The sequence below is a fragment of the Ochrobactrum sp. SFR4 genome (genome assembly GCF_019730395.1).
GTDB lineage: Bacteria > Pseudomonadota > Alphaproteobacteria > Rhizobiales > Rhizobiaceae > Pseudochrobactrum.
Genome location: NZ_JAAPBB010001311.1, coordinates 1 through 240, shown reverse-complemented (window position 1 = coordinate 240; position 240 = coordinate 1). Strand labels below are relative to the sequence as shown.

Here is a 240-nt window from a genome sequence, read left to right as displayed (position 1 = left end):
CGCGGAAAAATGCATCCACGCTTTGCGGATGCACAGAACCATAGGCCACAACAGTCGTGGTGCCGTGACGCAATAATTCATCGATAAAGCGCTCGGCAATATGCTCACTAAATTGCTCATCAGCATATTTCTGTTCTTCGATGAAAGTATAATCATTGAGCCAGTCAAGCAGTTCCGCCGCATAGGACGCAACCACCTGGCTTTGTGGAAAATGGATATGTGTATCAATGAATCCGGGCA

General features: G+C 47.1%; 1 protein-coding gene. It reads right to left on the bottom strand.

Going from position 1 to position 240, the window contains the following annotated elements:
• Positions 1–240 (bottom strand): amidohydrolase family protein (locus HBA93_RS23265; RefSeq protein ID WP_221724799.1); only part of this gene is annotated, 240 nt, incomplete at both ends.